Source organism: Enterococcus sp. DIV1279b (assembly GCF_050531515.1).
In the GTDB taxonomy this organism is placed as follows: domain Bacteria; phylum Bacillota; class Bacilli; order Lactobacillales; family Enterococcaceae; genus Enterococcus_D; species Enterococcus_D casseliflavus.
Window position 1 is genome coordinate 3,162,169 of sequence record NZ_CP172891.1, and the last position, 18,134, is coordinate 3,180,302.

Annotated in this window: 17 protein-coding genes; 4 read left to right on the top strand and 13 right to left on the bottom strand. The window is 45.1% G+C overall.

The window, feature by feature from the left end; translation table 11 throughout:
• Window positions 1–263: 263 nt before the first annotated feature.
• From IGI71_RS14950 to IGI71_RS14980, 7 genes are all read right to left on the bottom strand, one after another.
• Complete coding sequence (locus tag IGI71_RS14950) at window positions 264–560, bottom strand: hypothetical protein (RefSeq protein WP_121260681.1); 297 nt, start codon at window positions 558–560, stop codon at window positions 264–266.
• An 8-nt stretch (window positions 561–568) separates the two neighbouring features.
• Window positions 569–940, bottom strand: a complete 372-nt coding sequence (locus IGI71_RS14955) for a type II toxin-antitoxin system PemK/MazF family toxin (protein WP_005227961.1) — start codon at window positions 938–940, stop codon at window positions 569–571.
• A gap of 9 nt (window positions 941–949) precedes the next feature.
• On the bottom strand, window positions 950–2,071 hold the full coding sequence (gene alr / locus IGI71_RS14960; RefSeq protein WP_121260679.1) for an alanine racemase: 1,122 nt from the start codon (window positions 2,069–2,071) through the stop codon (window positions 950–952).
• Between the two features lie 122 nt (window positions 2,072–2,193).
• Complete coding sequence (gene acpS / locus IGI71_RS14965) at window positions 2,194–2,559, bottom strand: holo-ACP synthase (RefSeq protein ID WP_015510424.1); 366 nt, start codon at window positions 2,557–2,559, stop codon at window positions 2,194–2,196.
• A gap of 202 nt (window positions 2,560–2,761) precedes the next feature.
• The gene (gene cshA / locus IGI71_RS14970) at window positions 2,762–4,288 is read right to left on the bottom strand and encodes a degradosome RNA helicase CshA (protein WP_121260677.1); all 1,527 of its coding nucleotides are present in this window, start codon (window positions 4,286–4,288) and stop codon (window positions 2,762–2,764) included.
• A 290-nt stretch (window positions 4,289–4,578) separates the two neighbouring features.
• Window positions 4,579–5,928, bottom strand: a complete 1,350-nt coding sequence (locus tag IGI71_RS14975) for a UDP-N-acetylmuramoyl-tripeptide--D-alanyl-D-alanine ligase (protein ID WP_333718769.1) — start codon at window positions 5,926–5,928, stop codon at window positions 4,579–4,581.
• 86 nt (window positions 5,929–6,014) lie between these two features.
• Window positions 6,015–7,091 (bottom strand): D-alanine--D-alanine ligase, encoded by a 1,077-nt coding sequence (locus IGI71_RS14980; protein ID WP_333718770.1) that lies wholly within the window; start codon window positions 7,089–7,091, stop codon window positions 6,015–6,017.
• A 182-nt stretch (window positions 7,092–7,273) separates the two neighbouring features.
• Here IGI71_RS14980 and IGI71_RS14985 point away from each other — a divergent pair, with 182 nt between their 5' ends.
• A complete protein-coding gene (locus IGI71_RS14985; protein WP_081116884.1) occupies window positions 7,274–9,016 on the top strand; it encodes an ABC1 kinase family protein in 1,743 nt (580 codons plus the stop codon).
• A gap of 52 nt (window positions 9,017–9,068) precedes the next feature.
• Here the strand turns inward: IGI71_RS14985 and IGI71_RS14990 are convergent, their stop codons facing one another.
• From IGI71_RS14990 to IGI71_RS15015, 6 genes are all read right to left on the bottom strand, one after another.
• Window positions 9,069–9,521 (bottom strand): YaiI/YqxD family protein, encoded by a 453-nt coding sequence (locus IGI71_RS14990; protein ID WP_015510428.1) that lies wholly within the window; start codon window positions 9,519–9,521, stop codon window positions 9,069–9,071.
• Between the two features lie 167 nt (window positions 9,522–9,688).
• Window positions 9,689–10,354, bottom strand: a complete 666-nt coding sequence (locus IGI71_RS14995; protein WP_333718771.1) for an ABC transporter ATP-binding protein — start codon at window positions 10,352–10,354, stop codon at window positions 9,689–9,691.
• 10 nt (window positions 10,355–10,364) lie between these two features.
• Window positions 10,365–11,849 (bottom strand): ABC transporter permease, encoded by a 1,485-nt coding sequence (locus tag IGI71_RS15000; protein WP_201691558.1) that lies wholly within the window; start codon window positions 11,847–11,849, stop codon window positions 10,365–10,367.
• 170 nt (window positions 11,850–12,019) lie between these two features.
• Window positions 12,020–13,876 (bottom strand): carbohydrate-binding domain-containing protein, encoded by a 1,857-nt coding sequence (locus tag IGI71_RS15005; RefSeq protein WP_123834479.1) that lies wholly within the window; start codon window positions 13,874–13,876, stop codon window positions 12,020–12,022.
• Window positions 13,877–13,891: 15 nt separating this feature from the next.
• Complete coding sequence (locus tag IGI71_RS15010) at window positions 13,892–14,569, bottom strand: DUF4956 domain-containing protein (protein WP_005227945.1); 678 nt, start codon at window positions 14,567–14,569, stop codon at window positions 13,892–13,894.
• Window positions 14,559–15,281 carry a polyphosphate polymerase domain-containing protein gene (locus tag IGI71_RS15015; RefSeq protein WP_034869049.1) on the bottom strand — a complete coding sequence of 241 codons (723 nt, stop codon included), beginning with the start codon at window positions 15,279–15,281 and terminating at the stop codon, window positions 14,559–14,561. Before IGI71_RS15015 ends, IGI71_RS15010 begins: the two co-directional genes overlap by 11 nt.
• Window positions 15,282–15,413: 132 nt before the next feature.
• Between IGI71_RS15015 and IGI71_RS15020 the strand changes: the two genes are divergently transcribed.
• The 3 genes from IGI71_RS15020 to IGI71_RS15030 are packed head-to-tail and all read left to right on the top strand — an operon-like array spanning window position 15,414 to window position 17,895.
• On the top strand, window positions 15,414–16,088 hold the full coding sequence (locus tag IGI71_RS15020; protein ID WP_005227933.1) for a response regulator transcription factor: 675 nt from the start codon (window positions 15,414–15,416) through the stop codon (window positions 16,086–16,088).
• A gap of 3 nt (window positions 16,089–16,091) precedes the next feature.
• Window positions 16,092–17,408, top strand: a complete 1,317-nt coding sequence (locus IGI71_RS15025) for a sensor histidine kinase (RefSeq protein WP_333718773.1) — start codon at window positions 16,092–16,094, stop codon at window positions 17,406–17,408.
• 13 nt (window positions 17,409–17,421) lie between these two features.
• A complete protein-coding gene (locus IGI71_RS15030; RefSeq protein ID WP_005227930.1) occupies window positions 17,422–17,895 on the top strand; it encodes a GNAT family N-acetyltransferase in 474 nt (157 codons plus the stop codon).
• Window positions 17,896–18,134: the final 239 nt, after the last annotated feature.

The following is an 18,134-nucleotide window of genomic DNA, read 5'->3' on the forward strand; positions in this document are numbered from 1 at the left end:
AACTGAATTCTTTGTGAAAAGCAACCGTACATTACCTGATCTTCAAAGCATTCTAGCCGCACGCTTTTGTGGTATTCCTCTTTTTTGAAGATGCTCTTTCTTCCATTCATTGAATCTGAATCCATAGGAAACCTCTCACAAAGACCTGCATGAAAAAAACAAGCAGTGGCAGAACCTGCTCCGATGTACGAAACGGAGCGGCTCTTTCCTGCTTGTTTTCATGAGGGGGCTGTTTCCTGGTGCGCGTTACTTTCATTACATGATCACATTTCAAAAGAAAGTACTTTGCCTTCTTTGGCAGTCAACATGCCCCGTTGCGGCGGCTGCAGTTGCAAATAAAGTTGTAACGACATTTCTAGTATCAGCTCTTTGTCTCCCTGCTGAAAAACGCCGTAATAATGTGTCTGTTCCCGCTTTTCTTCATATGTATGACTGACAAGGTAATACCCTTGTTCCATGGTTTCGTTGCGCTTTTTGGTTTCTGAAAGAAAACGGCGAATATGTTTATAAGTAAAGAGAATCAATAAAATGACAACTACTATTAATACTACATACCCCATTGCTTGTTTTACACCTCGATCGTTGATGTAGCAAAGGTCGGCTCCACACCAATACTGATCATCAAAGCAGCATCGACTTCACACATCACTTTATCGTCTAAATGACAAACTTTTTCTTTCAACCGACTTTTGTCGATCGTGCGGATCTGTTCCATCAAAATGACGGAGTCTTTGCCAATCCCTGTGCAAGAAGCGGAAATTCCAATGTGGGTTGGTAATTTCGGCTTCGCCATTTTTGCCGTGATCGCCGCAATGATCACGGTGGGACTGAAGTGATTGCCCAAGTCATTTTGAATGATCAAGACCGGTCGTATTCCGCCTTGCTCCGATCCAACGACTGGTGAAAGATCGGCAAAATAAATATCTCCCCTTTTTACCATAGGACCACCCTAACTTTTATATTCTCGCGGAACCCTTGCTGAGAGGGTGCACGCTACTTCATAGTGAATCGTTTCTAACTGGTCTGCAACATCCTGCATCGTAATTCGTTTCCCATGATTCTCACCAATCAACGTGACCGTTGTACCGACAGCAAATGCTCGCGGCAAACGAATCATCAGTTGATCCATACACACCCGACCGACGATTTCACAAGGTTCGCCTTCTACTAAGAGTGAGAAGCCTTGCATTTTTCGTAACCAGCCATCCGCATAACCGATAGGCACAGTGCCGATCCATTCCTGACGGGGCGTGATATATGTCTCACCATAGCCAATCCCCGCTCCTTTTTCAAGTAATTTCACTTGGATCAGTTCAGAAACAAGTGAAAGGGCTGGTTTTAAGGAAAATGGTTCCTTCAATGCATGACCTGACGGATTCAATCCATACATCGCGATCCCAAAACGGACCATATTCCCAACGGCCTCTTTGTGCCACAAGGAGGTCGCGCTATTGCCTGTATGTATATATGTCGGCAAATAAGGCAAAACAGTTAAGACTTCTTTAAACCGCTGGTGCTGTGTTTCCCAATAAGTTGTATCAGCTTGATCGGCTGTGGAGAAATGGGTAAAGATTCCTTCCCAATCAAAAGAGGGGTGATCTTCTAACCAAAGAACGGCTTGGCGCACTTCTTCGGCAGTCAAAAAGCCGATTCTCCCCATACCAGTATCCACCTTGATATGCACTTTAAGCGGCTTATTTAGAGGGTTCTCCTCTAAATAAGCGCCTGCTTCTATCAACCAGTCCATCGAAGCGACTGGAAATGACAAATCATAGGTCGTCAGCAAGGAAATATCACACACGTTCACGACACCTAAGATCAAAATCGGGTCAGTGATCCCTGCTTCTCTCAATTCGATCGCTTCATCGATCGTCGCAACGCAAAAACCATCTGCGCCGCCTTCTTTGGCTGCAAGAGCGGTTTGAACCGCTCCGTGTCCGTAACCATTCGCTTTGACCACCGCAAAAAGAAATGTCTCGCTTGGTAAGTGAGCAATCTCATGTTTGATGTTTTCGGTAATCGCAGTTGTATCAATTATCGCTTTCGTTGGTCTATGGTAAGCAACCACCATTTCCAGTTCCTTCTTTCTACTAGTGCTTGATCAGATGAACAAATTAAGTTGGTTTTATGTAGTCGGCTGTTCGTCCATGAAGTATCAAAGTCTTCTTGACTGACAGACTACTTCAACTTGGTTTATTCACTATCTAGTACTTCTAAAATAATTTGTGCAAAAGCAGTATCATTTGTATGGGTGATACTGACAAACGTTTTTTCTAAAGGATGCGGTGCTTTAGTAACGATCGGTGCACCGAATTCATTGGTCAAGACTTCAATATCATGAAAAGAAACTTTGCCGATCCCTGTCCCCCAAGCTTTCGAGAACGCTTCTTTGCAGGCATAGCGCCCACCAAGGAACTCTACCTGACGTTTCAGAGGCAAACGTGCAAATAATTTTGCTTCCTTCTCTGTTAAAATACGCGTTATAAACTGAGGTTTTTTTTCAATTAATTCTTTCATTCGAGGCAGCTCGACTGCATCGATCCCGATTCCTTTGATCATTCTTTTCTCTACCTTCACCTAAGATAGGGTTTTCCAAATTGGAAATACCCCTTGTTCAGCTAGTTACCATTCTACCAAAAAAATGGCGAATTACCATTCAAATCTGACGAGTTTATACGGAGATTAAGATTTTCAATCGCTCATATTTGTTTTTTATATAAAAAAGACCTTGCAAGTTTCCTTACAAGGTCCACAAACTTAATTAGTCTTGGTTATTTCTGATTACGAAACCGCGTTTTTTGTCGTTGCTACGGCGATTGTTTTTACGGGCACCATCTTTTGAATAGTTACCACGGGCTTTATTGCCGTTGCCGCCGCCACGGTTCCCACCGTTTTCTTTACGGTTACGATTGCCGCCATTGCTGTTATTGCTGCGACGTCCGTTTTTATTGAATGATTTTTTTCCTTGAGGTAATGGGCGTTCTGGTGTGATTTTGACTGGTTCTAAATCAGCTGGATCTTTCGCCATTGTTTTTAGAAGCAGTGCTGCTAAATCTTGTGCAGAATAACGTTCCAAAAGATCGTCGGCTGCTTGCAAGTATTTATCCAAACCATTTTCATCCAATTTTGTTTCAACGGCTTCGATTGCGGCACCTAATTGACCTTTAAATGCTTCTTTTTCGGTTGGTGGGCGCATTGGTGTCATCCGTTTTTTCGTTAAGTTTTCAATGACATGCAAGTAGCTCATTTCGTTTGGTGTAACGAAAGTCACTGACATTCCGCCTTTTCCGGCACGACCTGTACGTCCGATCCGGTGAACATAGCTTTCAGGATCTTGAGGGATATCGTAGTTGTAAACGTGTGTAACACCAGAAATATCTAATCCGCGAGCTGCTACGTCTGTGGCAACTAAGATATCTAATTGACCACTCTTAAATGAACGCAAAACGCTCATCCGTTTTTGTTGAGAAAGGTCCCCGTGAATGCCTTCAGCTTTGTAGCCACGGGCTTCTAAACCACGTGCCAATTCATCAACGCGACGTTTCGTACGACCGAAAACGATCGTCAATTCAGGTGATTGCACATCCAACAAACGAGTCATGACATCGAATTTTTCGTAATCTTTTGAGCGAACATAGTATTGATCAATCAAATCAGCGGTCATTTCTTTGGCTTTGATTTGAACATGTTCAGGCTCTTTCATGAATTTCACGCCGATATTTTTGATTGCTGGCGGCATTGTTGCTGAAAATAGCAACGTTTGACGAACATCTGGCACTTGGCTGATGATTTTTTCAATATCTTCCAAGAAGCCCATGTTCAACATTTCGTCTGCTTCATCTAATACAAGCGTTTCAACCGTACCTAATTTTAAGGTGTGGCGGTTGATATGGTCTAACATACGTCCTGGCGTACCAACTACGATATGGGGACGATCTTTTAATTGACGGATTTGACGGCCGATATCGGCTCCACCGTAAACTGCTTGAACGCGAATTTTTTTGTCTTTACCAAGACGATACAATTCTTCTTGGGTTTGGATCGCTAATTCACGGGTTGGGGCAATCACTAATCCTTGTAGTTGATGGTTCGCTGGGTCGATTTTTTCTAACATTGGCAAACCAAATGCGGCGGTTTTACCAGTACCGGTCTGTGCTTGACCGATCACGTCTTTGCCTGCTAAGGCTAATGGAATCGTTGCTTCTTGGATGGGTGTTGCTTCTTCAAAGCCGGCACGCTCAACAGAAGTCAATAATTCGTTGGATAATTCTAGATCTTTAAATTTCAAATGGATCCTCCTAGGCTGGTCATCTTTTCGATGCCTGTTTTTCTATCATCGAAGCGTAGGTTAGTTCTTCAGAAACACAAGAGTAGTCCCATTTACTCTTATCTTTCTCTCGGTACCGAAAAACCGCTTCACGAAGGCATTATAAAAGGCTAAAACAAGTGTTGTTTGTCTCAGCCATCATTTTATCTCAAAACGTCAATGTTTTTTACAGTAATCATTCTGTGCTTCATCTTTCGGCGTTAGATAAGTATAACACGTTTTGAAAGTTTCAGCAAGATTTCAACTCCGCTTTACATTCCTTTTAGTGCATCAACGACTTCACTCAGGCCCATGCCATTGCTGCCTTTGATCACTAGGCTATCGGAAGGTTCTAAAGTTTCTATTAAGGAGGCGATCAGCTGTGGTTTTTCATCAATCGCAAAATAGCGCACCTTGTCAGCAAGGGCAGTGTTCGCTAGTCGTTTTTGCAATGCCTGCATTTCTTTGCCATAAAGGAAAACTAGCTGGAACGAGTCATCCAAGTGTGCGGCCATCTGCTCATGCATTTGTGCAGAATCTGGTCCTAATTCAAGCATATCTGCCAATACGGCGATCCGTCGTCCTGCTAAAGGCAATTTGCGGAAGCTATCCAATACAAGACCCATGGCCGTCGGATTGGCATTGTAAATATCGCTCAAAATCGCTGCCCCATTACCAGCAGTCACCCATTGGGTCCGATTTTTCGTCAATTGAAAATGCGCCAAGCCTTCCTTGATCGCTTCATCTGCTACACCAAAATGACGTCCTATCCCAATCGCGATCAAGGCATTTTTGACATTATAGCCGCCTAAGACCGGTAAGGTAAAGGTGGTACCTGCAACCGTAAAAATCGTCTGATCTTGCGATTCCTCCACGATATCTCCTTGTAGATCTCCCTCAGTTAAGCCAAAAGTTTCAATGGTCTGCATTAAATTGGGAACAAAGGGCTCTAACAATGGTTCATCAGCTGGCAGCATAAAGAAGCCGTCTTTTTTCAATCCTGCGGTGATCTCCATTTTGGCTTTGGCGATCCCTTCTCTGGACCCTAAGTTTTCAATGTGGGCTTCGCCAATCAACGTGATAGCGGCAGCGTCAGGTTCTGCTAAGCGTGAAAGGACTTCGATTTCACCTGCATGATCCATTCCCATTTCTAAAATCAATACTTGGGTATCTTCTGGCGCATGCAAGATAGTCAAAGGCACGCCTAGTTCATTGTTGTGGTTGCCTTGGGTTTTATAGGTCTGGTACTTTTGGGCCATGACCGCTTCCACCATATCTTTGGTGGTCGTTTTCCCGTTACTTCCAGTAATACCGATGATTTTCGGTGCAAGCTTTTCTTTATACGCTCGTGCCAATTGTTGGAACGCTTTGACGTTATCCGTGACAGGAATCACAAGGATGTCTTGCGGCGGTTCGATCGTAGGGTGGCTCCACAGTGTGGCGATCGCCCCATTGTCTTTGGCTTGTTGGGCAAATTCATGTCCGTCACGGGTACCCGCTAAGGGAACAAAGAGACTGTTTTCTTTGATCAGACGGCTGTCGAATTCCACAGAGGCAAGTGGCGTTTCATTTTCAATTTGCTGACCAAATACGGCAGCGGCTTCTTTTACAGTAAAATTCATCAGGTTCGCTCCTTTTTCCTAAAAAAAGAAAGCACAAGATCGCTTCAAGTATTTTCCTTGAGTTGAGCTGGCTTTCTTCCTGCTATTTATTCTGCTTCGTTTTCTGTTGCTTCTACATTGGTCAAGAACGAACGTCTTTGATTGAAACGATTCATCCCTAATTGGATCAATTCTTCGATCAAATCCCCATAAGGCAAGCCGGTCTTCTCCCATAGCAGTGGGTACATGCTGAATTCAGTGAACCCTGGCATCGTGTTCAGCTCATTTAAAAAGAGCTCATTTTTATTGGTCAAAAAGAAATCACAACGGCTCAATCCGCTGCCGCCTAACATCGTATAGGCTTTTTTCGCAAACTCTTGAGCTTTGGCTTGTGTTTCTTCTGGAATTTGTGCAGGAATCTGCATCTCGATTCGGTTGTCAATGTATTTGGAATTGTAATCATAAAAGGCAACATCTTTTACGATTTCTCCCGGCATTGTGGTCCGAACGTCTTCGTTTCCAAGAACGGCTACTTCGATCTCACGGGCTTCGATTCCTTGTTCAACGATCGCTCGGGTATCGTAGCGATACGCTTCTTGTAGCGCATTTTGCAGTTCTTCACGGTTCTCGGCTTTCGAGATACCGACACTTGAGCCCATGTTGGCAGGTTTGACAAACATTGGATAAAGCAGACTACCTTCACATTGATCGAAAATCTTTTTCGGATTTTCTTTCCACGCATTTTTCAAGACTGGTACATAGGGAACTTGCGGAATCCCCGCAGCTTGCAAGATATACTTGGTCATGATTTTGTCCATCCCACAGGCACTAGTCAAGACACCGGCTCCGACATAAGGCATTCCGATGGTTTCTAAAAACCCTTGGATCGTGCCGTCTTCGCCATTTGGTCCGTGAAGTAAAGGAAAGACGATCGCGTCTTCTTCGTAGATTGCCCCAGGTGAAATTTCTTCCCCTTTGGTTTCTTCATTGGTCAATGCCAAAGTAACTGGAGACGTTGGCGCCTCAGTCAATAATGGGCCTTTTAACCAGCGTCCTTCTTTGGTGATCATTACTAATTGAACTTGGTAGTAATTATAATATACAGCATTAACAACTGAAAAAGCGGATAACAGTGATACCTCATGTTCTGCACTGCGTCCCCCGTATAATAAAATGATTTTCAAAAGAATTTCCTCCTGTATTCATTGATTCTACCAAACTAAGTCTTCCACATTTTAGCACAAAATCGACCAACCGGCATTAAATCTTGCAGAAATTTCTTTAAGCTTACACAGTCGTTAGTTGAATGTTTTTCATTTTGTCAGTACTATGAATATATCACGGCACGTTTAAAGAGGTGGGACCTATGACAGAACAAACCGCTCCTTCTAGAAAAGGACGATTAAAACAAATCGTTCAAGTCTTTTTGAAATACAAAGTCGTTCAAAATATCAGCAAACAGCAGCACCCCGAAATGGTGCGTCAAGCGTTTGAAGAATTAGGACCAACATTTATCAAAATCGGGCAGATGCTTTCGGTCCGCAATGATCTGCTTTCCAGCACCTTTGTCGATGAATTCAAGCAGCTGCAGGACAATGTCAAAAGCGATCCATTTCCCAAGGTCAAAGCACTGCTGGAAACAGAACTGCAGCAGCCGCTAACGGAAGTTTTTTCCGCTTTTGATGAAATTCCGGTCGCCTCAGCTTCCATCGGACAAGCCCATCGAGCAAACTTGCTCAGCGGCAAAGAAGTGATCGTCAAAGTGCAGCATCCAGGGATCATTGCGGCAATTCAAGTGGATCTCGATCTTTTTGAAAAAGCCCTGCCGTTGGTTCGCGCAATTCCAGAAGCCAATGTGGTGGATTTAAAAAGCGTGCTAAGCGAAGTCCGACGATCACTTGCCAATGAAACAAATTTTTTACAAGAGATGAAAAACGCACAGGAATTCTACCGCAACAATCACCAAGACCCGCAGTTGGCATTGCCAAAAGTTTATCCCGAATGGTGTACCCAAAAAGTATTAGTCATGGATTACATGGCAGGTGAAAGCTTGAATTGCTTACTGACCCGCAAAAATCAAGACATCGTTTATGACAATCAGTCCGTTAAAGCAGTGAAAAAACAAGTGGGGACGCTATTAGTCGAAAACTTTATGAAACAAGTCTTTGAAGATGGCTTCTTTCACGCTGATCCACATCCTGGCAATCTTTTCTTGCATGTCTTCACGGATCAAGCCAACCGCCCACAACCATTTCAAGTCAAGCAGCGCGTCGGTGTCCTCGGCGGGGTCGATTATTCGTTGAAATGGCAAGAAGAAGCTGTCATGCCGCCTTACCAAGTGATTTTCTTGGACTTTGGGATGATGGGTCATTTGGATCAGTCTTTACGCAGCCGTTTAGCCGATGCGTTGATTGCTCTTTATACCCAAGACACCCAAGAAGTCGGCAAAGCCGTCTTGCGGTTGTGCAACAGCAGCGGCAGTTCCTTTGACGAAGTCGCCTTCTACCAAGATCTGCAAAAATTTGTTGAAAACTACTATAATATGCCGCTAAAGGATATCGACTTGCAAAAAGTGATGGCGGAAGTCATCACGATCTGCCATGATAACCAACTGCAGATGCATCGAGACATCACCTTGCTGATCAAGGCTTTTGGTACCTTGGAAGGTGTGATCAAAGCCTTAGATCCCGAATTATCAATGATGGAAGTCACTCAGCCTTTTGCACAAAAATATTTCCTGCAGCAGCTGAGTATTGAAGACGAGGTGAAAAAAAGCGCCTTGGCAACCGCAAAAAGCTTGCGGGCACTTAGCCATCTTCCCGATCGGACCTTGGCTGTCTTAGACACTTTTGCGACTGGTAAACACCGACTGAATCTAGAGATCCGCGAACAAAAGCAGCTATTGGACCGCTTTGATCAGATGGTCAATCGACTGGTGATCGGTATTATTCTAGCTGCGGTCATCCTTGGCTCTTCCTTATTGGTGGTCGCCAGCCCGCAACAAGGAGCCTTCGTCCATCAGATGGGAATCTTCGGATATACCTTAGCATTTTTCGCGATCGTGGCTTTAGTCAGCAAATACTTCTATGATCGTTTTCGCAAGAAATAAATAAGCACCTTCAATTCCCGTGGTTCATGCAGAAGCTGGGTCTTGAGGGTGCTTATTTTGCAAGAGTCTGTCGCAATTCGTTTTCAAAGATTCGTTTGAAGGCTTCCCGATCCTCTTTCGTAAAGGGCTTCGGTCCTTTTGTACGCTTGCCTGCTTTACGCATCTGCGCACCTAAGTAGCGTTGTCCAAGTAAAAAATCGATCGTTTCTGGCAAATACTCTGTGCCGTTATGGTGAAAAACCCGCGCTTTTTTCGGCAAGACCAAAGAGGCTAACCCATAATCTTGGGTAACGAGAAAATCACCGGGCTCTATTTCCTTCACGATTTCATAATCCGCACGATCCGAGCCTTTGTCGACATAGACAAAGTGAACATGGGCAGGATAATCTTTGGTCGTGTAATGATCGACACTGGTGACGATCACCACCGGCAGCTGATATTGCTGAGCCAGCTCGATCACTTCGTTTTTCACTGGCGATCCATCGCCGTCAATAAAAAGTCGCATCTTTACACTCCCCTCACAAGTTTCTTCGTTTACAATTACTTCTATTGTAAGAGGAGCAAGGCGAAGATGCAAGCAGACTTTACAGCCGTTTCCTTGAGGATGTATTTAAAGCCTCAAGAAGAGCAACTGCCTCCGCCCTAATAACTAGCAGCTACCCTAAGCAAAGCTTATCCTTCAACTTTAGAAAATGCTCGCTCTTTTAGCTCATAAACGACATCGCAAGCCTTGGCTACTTCTTGCTCATGGGTCACTAAGATAATACATTTTTTTTGCTCATGAGCAATTTCTTGAAATAGTTTGACGATCTCTTTGGACGTCGTTTCATCCAAGTTTCCAGTCGGTTCATCGGCTACGATCAGCTCATGCTCACAGCACAATGCGCGAACGATCGCCACCCGCTGCTGTTGCCCACCCGATAATTGGGTCACTTTTTTCAGTGCCAGCTCTTCCGTGATGCCAACTTTGGCTAAGTTGGCTAAAGCATAGGCCTTTTTATCGGCTTGCTGCGACTTCGCGATCGCCATCGCTGTGATCACATTGTCCAGTGCCGACATATAAGGCAATAGATTATACGCTTGGAACACGATGGAAACATCTTTGCGGCGGTATTCTCGCAATCCGATTTTTGCTAACGTTTCTTCATTGTAGAAAATCTTTCCTTCTTTCGGTGTATCTAGGCCCGTGATCAGTGACAGGAAAGTTGTTTTCCCCGATCCGCTAGAACCTAAGATCGCATACATCTTGCCAGGTTCAAAGGTCAAATCAACGTCACGAAACAGCGCTTCTGCTTCGCTTTGATACCAATATCCTAATTGTTCTGTTCGTAATGTCATGTCGTTCCTCCTAAGAAACCAAGATTTTTTTCGGATTCAACCGCAAAATGCCCGCGGAAGAGAGTAAGATCGAGCCAAAACTGATCCCTAGACCGAGTAATGCCAATAAACCAATTTGTTGAGGGGAAACGGTGATTTCTAAGGACTCCACTTCTGCTGATTGGGTGAAGGATGGGAAAGAACCACCACGATTTCCGCCCATTTGCGGCATCTCCCCGCCTCCAGGACCAGCGTTTTCAGTGGCTGCTTGATCAGTCGTTGTCTCTGTTTGTTGTGCCAATAATTGCTCTCCGACGGCATTCCCGACAAGATTGCCGCTAGCGGCCGCGATCCCTAAAGCAAATACCATACAGACAAAAATCTCTGTGAAAAACTGTAGGATCACTTTAGCCCGTGACTCGCCTAAAGAGAGCAATACACCAATCTCATAACGACGTTCCCGAATCGACATCATCACGATCAACGTCAAAATAATGATACCGGCAGCAGCAACTAACACAATAATATTTTTTGCAAAGCTAGCGACATTATTTAATGGTGTCAGCATCGACTGATACATTTGATCGTTGGTTTGAATGCTGTAGGTTTCTGTATCGATCAACCCTTCCGCTTCTTCCACGAATGCTGTCATCTCAGACGGATCACTCAAGGTATAGGTTGCCGAGTCAATGGTGTCCTCATTGCCGCTCAACGTATTGGCAAGGGTATAAGAAGCAAAGATCGTGTTGGCTGGATTGAGAAAGTTGAACATTTGGCTCATGCTGTTGCCTACTTCACTCGTTTCATAGATTCCCTTGATCGTCACTTCGACTTCATTGTCCTCTGCATCAGTAATCGAAAACGTATCTCCGACTGCCAAATCATTTGCTTCGGCTAGTGAGGATTCGATCAGGACTTGGTTCGTACCTTCATCCTCAGAAGTAATGCCTTCTCCATCCGTGATTGTCGCTGTTCCTTCCGAAAAAGTCGTATACGCCGCACTGCTTGATACACCAGTGATTTGGAAATCACCCGTACTCATATTCCCGCCAGGCATTCCTCCTGGCATACCGTCCATTTGCCCCGTCTCGCTGCTATCGGTTGCTTCTGACTCTGTCGATGAGTCACTGCTGGAGATCGGTTCGATCCCGCTGACGGCATCAGCAGAGGTGCTGACTTCAAAACTATATGAGGCAACCCCGTCTAAATCGGCGATCGCTTGGGCATCAGTAATCGCTACTGGTGTCGATTGAAAACTCCCTGGATCTGGTCGGGTGCTTTGGTCATCGCTGTCAGAAGAAGAGCTCCTTTGCTGAAAAGCCTGCTCGCGGTTTGCTTGCAACGTCACAGTTGCGCCAACACTTTTCTGGGCATTTTCAGTCGCTACTAGTGCCGCACTGCGAATCGTCAGACCCGCCAATACAAAAATCAAGATTGCAGAAAACACGGCGATCAGCAACAGGCTCCGGCCTTTTTTCGCCCATAAACTTTGGAGACCTCGTTTCAAAAAATTCATCTTTGTTCCTCCTGAATGGCAAATTATTGTATTTCGACTATAAGAACCTTAGCTTAAATTGAACTTAAATCTTCCCCTGATTTTTCAAAACGTTGGAACAGACCGCAGCTGTCTTCTGCGATCTGCACGTTTTATTGATGACCCCAAGGGAATGATCGAGGAACCTTCAACTAACGGCCAAAGCCGCCGCCCATTTGATTGGTTGTCGCTGTAGCTCCTGATTGGGTCAAGTTGGCGATCGTTTCCGTGACGGGCAACGTTCCTAATTCCGTCCCATCACTAAGGGTCCCACCAGCATAATAACCAGAAACAGCTTGCGCATCATTCGTTCCCCCACTGACCAATGTATAGCTGCTATCCGTCAAATCTGGGCTAGAAAGAACCACATGTTGGTAGCTTTTACTTGGTGCATAGGACAAGATCGTCTGTCCTTGACTATCCTTTAAGGTCATAAGGGTCTCTGCTGCTTGGGTTTGATCGAAACTGATCCCGATCGACTGTTGACTTCCCCCACTGACATTCATGGCCATATCGGTCGTACCAGCAGCTAACAAGACACCGCCAGTGATTTCAAACGTCCCGTTATAATCCAAAGCGCCATTGCCACCGGTCGTTGGACCATTTACGATGACGACCCCATCACTCATAGTGACATTGCCGTTACTGTCCAGGCCATCACCTTCGGCATCGACCACCAACGTCCCGCCAGTGATTGTGATTTGTTTGCTGTCATCTGCGGTATCGCCACCGCCAGGACCGCCACCAAAGCTGTCTTGCCCAAATTGGCCAGTGGTTTCCTCTGTATCACTGCCGCCACCGGCATTGATCCCGTCATCGCTAGCCACGACGTGTGTCGTACCACCAGCAATCGTGATCACACTTGCTTCTAGTCCTTCATAGGATTCTTCGATAGCAATCGTCCCATCGGAGATCGTCAATTCATTGTCCGCATGTATGCCGTCGTCACCACTGTTGGCAGTGATCGTACCACCTGTGATGTTGATGGTATCATTGGCATGCAGGCTATCATCTGCACTATCGATCGCAAAGGTACCGCTGCTGATGGTCATCACACCGCCAGCTTTCAATCCTTTGTAGCTTTCATCCGTCACTAGCGACTGACTTTGTGCCCCGTCAGCCGTTTTGATCGTGAGATCGGCTGATTGGATGCTTAAATTTGTTTCTGCTTGGATGCCATCACGCCCACTTTGGATCGTAAAGGTACCGCCATCGATCGCAACGTAGCCTTTTTCCGCATCTTCCGAATTATTCGCTTGGATGCCATCTCCTTCAGTGGTGTTCAGCGTGTAGTTCCCTGCCAAGATCGACACGGAATCTTTTCCTTTGATGGCATTGTTTTTCGCTGTGATCTCAATCGTGCCACCAGCTAAAACCAAATCATCTTTGCTGCGCAGCCCGTTGCTGTAATTTCCTGTGATCACCAACGTTCCATCACCGTTGATGGACAAATCTTCTTTACTATAAAAAGCGGCATCTGGTTCCGTCTCACCTTCCGCCAAGGTGTAGCTGCTGCCATCTATCAGAGTATTTGTCGTATCACTGGCTAAGGTCGTGATGACTTTTTCTGCTTGTTCGATGACGACTGCCGCCCCATCTTCATTGGTGATCGTGACACCCGCAAAGATCAGATGGACTTTTTCTTCTTTATTGACGTTGACAACCAGTTGACCATTACTTAAGGAACCGCTGACGACATAGGTACCAGCTTGCGTGATCGTCACCGTTTGGTCTTCCACTGCAACGCCATCAACAGCCGTCGTATCGCCGTCATTCAATTCAAGTTGCGTGGCGGTCGCCTCATCGTAGGAGGCATCCACGTCTTCTTCTTCGTAACTGCCATAATAGTCCGTAGCATCATCAAGAGTCGTTGCAACGTTGGTCACTGCGGCAGAACCTGAAACAGCCGCTGCAGAACTGGAGCTGCTGCTCGTGCTACTACTATCGGTTTGCCCACAAGCGCCTAGGAGCAGCGATGAGAGTAAGAGCGGATAAATGAGTTTTTTCATAAGAGGTTCCTCCTTCTACAGCTCATCGCGGTTAGCGGTGAGCTTGCCTAAAACAACGGGTAAATTGCCATTACGAACCCGAACTTCATCAATGATTTGTTTTTCTTGCGCTTGGTCTTTTAACAGCAACTGATAACGCAACTCATATAAGCTCCCCATCGTGGTCGTTCGAACCGATGTCAGTTTGGCAGAATGCGTATATTTTTCAAAGAGATCATCGAATAGTTGCGGATAATCCAAATCTTCTGGAATCGTGACTTTCAGTTCTCGTTCACTCGTGGCTTGTCGATCGCCAAAGGGCACCGTGTATAAAAGGGTCAAGAAAAGCGCCACGATGATGGAAAAAATCACGACATAGCCGACATAGCCCATCCCAGTTGCCAGACCGATCCCCATCGACCAAAAGACGCTGGTGATCTCTCTAGACCCTCCTGGAACCGAGCGGAAACGAATCAAACTGAAGGCGCCTAAGATCGCCACACCTGTGCCAAGATTGCCGTTGACTAGCATGATCACGGATTGAACGAGGATCGGTAAAACAGCCAAGGTAATGACGAAGTTTTTTGTGTAGACATTGCGGATCATATGGATCGCAGCTACCAATATTCCTAAAAGCAATGAGGCGGCGATACAGATCAATAAGCTACGCCATTCAAGGGTGCTCGTATCGCCAGAAAACAGACTAGATAACATGTAACCATTCCTCCTTCTTGAACAAATGCCGTTGATACGTTTGGGCATATTTCGAAAAGCTACCTTTGCGCACGCTGTATTTGTTCAACAGCTCCACAAACCATAACGGATAAGCACCGAGGGCTTTCACTTCCATCAACACCCCGATTTCAGGTGCTACCAGCGCCCCCTCACTGCCAGAACCGAACATAAGATCATAGGTGCGAAAGCGAATGTTTTGGTCGAATGTCACGCGAAATTCACTATCATCATCAATAAACAGCGACAAGCGATCATAGGCAATCAACACTTTCGGCAGCAAGTCTGGGTTTTGCTTAAATAGCCAGTGGATCTCTGCAGCGATTTGCGGTGCTTCTGCCATTGACGGCAAGACCCCTGTTTGCAACCAGCCGCAATAGTCAGCATAGGGCAGCGGGATTCGGCGTTTGTAGACCACGCCATTGACTTTCTTTTTGATCTCTAAAAAAATCAACTGCTGCTCTGTCGGTATGCCATAGCTGCGGACCCGAAATTTTTCTTTGTATTTCGGTTTGTCCATCGAATGACGAATAAAGCGGTAATCGTGGGTATCGTAATACAAGGACATAATCGTGTGCTGCCCATATTCATCGATCGCCATTCTTTGCTGAAGCTCAGCAAGAAATGCAGGAAATTGCTCCTTGGCTATTAAATATTTTGTCTCTTTTCTTTGAAAGACTTTTTTCAATTTCATAAAAATGTTCCTCCCTTGAAATCCATGCACTGAATTTACGGCAGCTATCTTAAATGCAGCTTAAGGCAAAACAGTTTTTTTAAGCATTTTTTATGCTATTCGTGCTATTCTTATCCTTAAAGAGGTGGGAACATGATTAAACTATTAGTGATCGAAGATGACAAAACATTATCTGATAATATGAAAGAAATCGTCAGCGAGATCGGTGACGTCACACAAGCCTATGATGGCAGTGAAGGCTTATACGAGGCAGAAACGGGGATCTATGATTTGATTATTCTCGACTTGATGATGCCAGAGATGAACGGTTATGAGGTGCTTTCTGCCCTAAGAAAAAAAGGACTCCAAACACCCGTCCTGATTTTAACAGCCAAAGACGGCTTAGAAGACAAAGTGACCGGTTTTCAAAAAGGGGCAGATGATTATTTGACCAAGCCTTTTTATCGGGAAGAATTATTGATGCGGATCAAAGCGTTGCTAAAACGCTCCTTAGGTTTGTTCAATGAAAATACCCTGGAATATAACGGATTGCTGTGCAACCTTGGCACCAATGAGGTCAGTTACCAAGGGCAGCTTTTGCCGATCCAAGGGAAAGAATTTGAGCTGCTGCTTTATTTTCTACAAAATAGAAACATTATTTTGACTAAGGAACAGATTTTTGATCGCATCTGGGGATTTGATTCAGAAACGACCTTGACTGTCGTCGAAGTCTATATGAGCAATCTGCGGAAACACTTGCGCCAGACAGGGATCGACAAAGAGATCCGTACGTTGCGAAATGTCGGCTATATTATGCAAGGAGCCTAGTCTATGAATAAAGAACGCTCTAAGAGACAACGACTGCACTCCTTTCTCCTAAATGTCAGTGCCTTTGCGTTGGTTTTCTTACTTTTAGGAACCATCGTCCTCCAATTGTTCAACCAATCGGCTTATCGGCAAACCGACATTTCTTTGGAACAAGCAGTCAAAGATACCCGCTTGATCCAAGCAGAGATCAACGCTTCGCAATCCAATCTAGAGGTATTGCCACCAGATAGTGCCATGCCAAAGATCCCTGGGACCAATCGCTTCAATACCCAGTTGATTCTCTGGTCTGAAGACGGTGAGATATTAAACAAGCAGACCTTGGGCGGCCGCTTTTCACAACTGGCAAGTTTATCTTTAGATACAAGCCACTTAGACAGTATCACATCTTTTTCAGTGGTGGATCAGTCCTTGTCAGAGGAAGAAGAGACCCTTTTGTTTCGTTCGATCACCACCAAAGCACCAACAAATGATGCTGGTGTCGGCTATATCCAAGTCTTGGCGAACACTAACCAAATCAAAAATGCGATGAACAATTTCCAAACGATTTTGATTTTATCGATGATCTTTTTCTGGATTCTTTCGATCGGGATCAGCTATTTGCTTTCCAGCTTGAACATGCGCCCCATTTTAGCCTCCTGGAAAAAACAGCAGGAATTTGTCGAAAATGCATCCCATGAGCTGCGCACACCATTGACGATCATTCAAAACAGTCTGGAACGCCTGTTTACCAAGCCCAATCATACGATCATTGAAGAATCTGAAAGCATCGCGCAAGCGTTAGCGGAAACTCGGCGGCTGACTGGATTAACGGCGGATTTGCTGACGATCGCCCGCAGTGATTCCAATCAATTGCTTTTGACAAAAGAAACCATCGAGCTAGCTCCTTTTATCGATGACTTAGTCAAACCTTTCAAAGAAATTGCCGAATTGGATCAAAAACACTTTGTTGTCGAAAACTTTGCCAAAACGACCGCTTGCTTTGACCAAAAGAAAATCCATCAAGTCCTCGTGATCCTCCTAGATAATGCCTTAAAATATACCAGCAGTGGTGATAAAATCACCCTCTTATCGGAGATTTCTAACAAGCAATGGCTGATCGAGGTCAAAAACACAGGACCAGCCATTTCCGATGAAGAAAAAGCCCGTATCTTTGACCGCTTCTACCGCGAGGATCGTTCCCGCTCCAAAGAGACCGGCGGCTATGGTTTAGGCTTAGCGATCGCCAAGCAAATCGTTGAAGAGCACAAGGGACAAATCCAGGTCAAAGATTTGCAGCCACGAGGGGTTATTTTTCAGATTCGTTTACCTAAAGAAGGATAAAGGAGAAAAACAAATGCAGGTCATCACCCTTAAAGAACACCCTGACTACTTAGCAGAAGCCATTCGTTACTTCCAAAAACAGTGGGCTGGTCCCGACTCCCTCATGGTTTATGAGGATAGCCTGACCCATAGTTTTTCAGCAAATCCTTTGCCGCAATGGCTGCTGCTGGTCAACGAAGAAATCGCAGCAGACGGACGTTATCAAATCATCGGCTGCGGCGGCTTGATCCCCAACGACTTCATCAGTCGGATGGATTTGACCCCTTGGCTTTGCGCCTTGTATGTGGACCCTTTGTGGCGTGGCCAAGGCGGTGCCCGCCTTTTGATCGAAACAGCCAAGCAACGTGCTGCTGGAGCTGGTTTTGATTCTTTGTATCTATGTACGGATCTTTCTACTTTTTATGAGAAATTTGCTTTTGAACCGATCGGGACGGGCTACCATCCTTGGGGAGAGTCTTCCACCATCTATCGCTGTTCTCTCACCTAAATGAACAAAAAAAAGCTGTGAACAAAAATGTTCACAGCTTTCTTTACTCACAGTACTATTGCTAGTAGAATACCCTATCTCCACAAAAGGAATATTCCGACACCCTACAAATCCGGTAGGTTGCTTACGCGGTGTGCCTCTGCTATCAATCTGGTCAGCTAATGCTAGACCTTCTCGACTCGTCGCATGAGGATTACTTTACCATAAAACTAGTCGGAATACTACTGTTTTTTATAAAA

Bases quoted from the DNA above. Each gene is read 5' to 3' on its own strand.
- IGI71_RS14950 (WP_121260681.1), bottom strand. From the start codon at position 560: ATGGGGTATGTAGTATTAATAGTAGTTGTCATTTTATTGATTCTCTTT.
- IGI71_RS14955 (WP_005227961.1), bottom strand. From the start codon at position 940: ATGGTAAAAAGGGGAGATATTTATTTTGCCGATCTTTCACCAGTCGTT.
- alr (WP_121260679.1), bottom strand. From the start codon at position 2,071: ATGGTGGTTGCTTACCATAGACCAACGAAAGCGATAATTGATACAACT.
- acpS (WP_015510424.1), bottom strand. From the start codon at position 2,559: ATGATCAAAGGAATCGGGATCGATGCAGTCGAGCTGCCTCGAATGAAA.
- IGI71_RS14975 (WP_333718769.1), bottom strand. From the start codon at position 5,928: ATGAATTTTACTGTAAAAGAAGCCGCTGCCGTATTTGGTCAGCAAATT.
- IGI71_RS14985 (WP_081116884.1), top strand. From the start codon at position 7,274: ATGACAGAACAAACCGCTCCTTCTAGAAAAGGACGATTAAAACAAATC.
- IGI71_RS14990 (WP_015510428.1), bottom strand. From the start codon at position 9,521: ATGCGACTTTTTATTGACGGCGATGGATCGCCAGTGAAAAACGAAGTG.
- IGI71_RS14995 (WP_333718771.1), bottom strand. From the start codon at position 10,354: ATGACATTACGAACAGAACAATTAGGATATTGGTATCAAAGCGAAGCA.
- IGI71_RS15000 (WP_201691558.1), bottom strand. From the start codon at position 11,849: ATGAATTTTTTGAAACGAGGTCTCCAAAGTTTATGGGCGAAAAAAGGC.
- IGI71_RS15005 (WP_123834479.1), bottom strand. From the start codon at position 13,876: ATGAAAAAACTCATTTATCCGCTCTTACTCTCATCGCTGCTCCTAGGC.
- IGI71_RS15010 (WP_005227945.1), bottom strand. From the start codon at position 14,569: ATGTTATCTAGTCTGTTTTCTGGCGATACGAGCACCCTTGAATGGCGT.
- IGI71_RS15015 (WP_034869049.1), bottom strand. From the start codon at position 15,281: ATGAAATTGAAAAAAGTCTTTCAAAGAAAAGAGACAAAATATTTAATA.
- IGI71_RS15020 (WP_005227933.1), top strand. From the start codon at position 15,414: ATGATTAAACTATTAGTGATCGAAGATGACAAAACATTATCTGATAAT.
- IGI71_RS15025 (WP_333718773.1), top strand. From the start codon at position 16,092: ATGAATAAAGAACGCTCTAAGAGACAACGACTGCACTCCTTTCTCCTA.
- IGI71_RS15030 (WP_005227930.1), top strand. From the start codon at position 17,422: ATGCAGGTCATCACCCTTAAAGAACACCCTGACTACTTAGCAGAAGCC.